At 73.1% G+C, this 1,535-nt stretch carries 2 protein-coding genes; both read left to right on the top strand.

Annotation, left to right across the window (positions count from 1 at the left end; all coding sequences use genetic code 11):
• Nucleotides 1-354: hypothetical protein (locus AB0G02_RS39600; protein ID WP_360805488.1), on the top strand; the 354-nt coding region annotated here is incomplete at its 5' end.
• A gap of 51 nt (nt 355-405) precedes the next feature.
• Nucleotides 406-1,535, top strand: a 1,130-nt coding sequence (locus tag AB0G02_RS39605; RefSeq protein WP_360805491.1) for a serine hydrolase domain-containing protein, incomplete at its 3' end; no start/stop codon positions are given.

Raw genomic sequence — 1,535 nt, forward strand, 5'->3', positions numbered from 1 at the left:
GGCGACGACAACCTGCTGGTGCTGGCCAGGGCCTCGGCGGCACGGCAGGGCGCGATGACCGTCGTGGCCGGGTCCGGCGCCGACACCTACCGCGCCGAGTTCGCCGGGCCGGTGGAGCCGGTGGAGATCCAGGTCGACCGCGCCCGGTCCAGGGTGGCGGTGCAGAGCTGGTACGCCGGGGTGCACGCCGCCACGGCCTCCGCCGCGGGCACCGAGGTGACCCACCGCGTCCACCGCGTCCTCCCGGACCACCCGGGGTTCGCGGCCGGGATGGCCGAGATCGGCCTGCGCGCCCGCATGTCACGCGACCTGCACCAGGTGCTGGCCGTGATCGCGGACCGGCTCGGCTGCTGAGGACCCGACTTGAGCACCACGCATTCCGTTCACCCAGAGGAGCACACCACCATGTCCACCAACGCCGCCACCGCCACCGCCCGGCACAAGGGCTTCACCGAACCAGGGCTGCGCCGACTGCGCGACGTGCTGACGCGGCACGTCGAGTCCGGCCGGATCCCCGGGCTCGTCGCCCTGGTCAGCCGGGGCGGGGAGACGCACGTCGAGGCGGTGGGGACGATGCGCCACGACGGTGGTGCGCCGATGGGCCGGGACACGATCTTCCGGATGGCGTCGACGTCCAAGCCGGTGTCGGTGGCGGCGGCGATGGTGCTGCTGGACGAGTGCCGGCTGCGGTTGGACGACCTGGTGCAGCAGTGGCTGCCCGAGCTGGCCGACCGCCGGGTGCTCAAGCGGATCGACGGCCCGTTGGACGACACCGTGCCGGCGCGGCGGCCGATCACCGTGCGCGACGTGCTGACCTCGACGTTCGGGCTCGGCATGGACATGACGTCGTTGGGCACGCCGATCATGGGCGCGGTGTTCGAGCAGGGCCTCACGCCGGACCTGCCCACGCCGATGCCCGAGCCCGACGAGTGGCTGCGCCGCCTGGGCACCCTGCCCCTGATGCACCAGCCCGGCGAGCGGTGGCAGTACCACATCGGCAACGACCTGCTCGGCGTGCTCGTCGCCCGGGTCACCGGGCAGACGTTCGAGACGTTCCTGCGGGAACGGATCCTCGACCCGCTGGGCATGAAGGACACCGGTTTCCACGTCCCCGCCGGGAAGATCGACCGGCTGCCCCCGCTCTACGCCCCGGACCCGCGGTCCGGTGAGTTCCACGTGTGGGACGAGGCCGAGGGCGGGCGTTACAGCGCGCCGCCCGCGTTCCAGGGCGGCGGTGGCGGCCTCGTGTCCACTGTGGACGACTACCACGCCTACTTCCGGATGCTGCTCGACCACGGCGTGCACGGTGGTGAGCGGATCCTGTCCCGGGCCGCCGTGGAGCTGATGACCACCAACCGCCTCACCCCCGCGCAGCTGGCCGCCCGCGAGGCCATGGCGCGGGACAACGTCCACGTGTCCCACGGCCAGGGCCAGCACGGCGGCTGGGGCTTCGGGATGGCGGTGCGCACCTACCGCGGCGACTACGCACCCGTCGGCGTGTTCGGCTGGGTCGGCGGCAGAGGCACCACCACCTT

It is taken from the genome of Actinosynnema sp. NPDC023658, from assembly GCF_040639995.1.
Classification (GTDB): domain Bacteria; phylum Actinomycetota; class Actinomycetes; order Mycobacteriales; family Pseudonocardiaceae; genus Actinosynnema.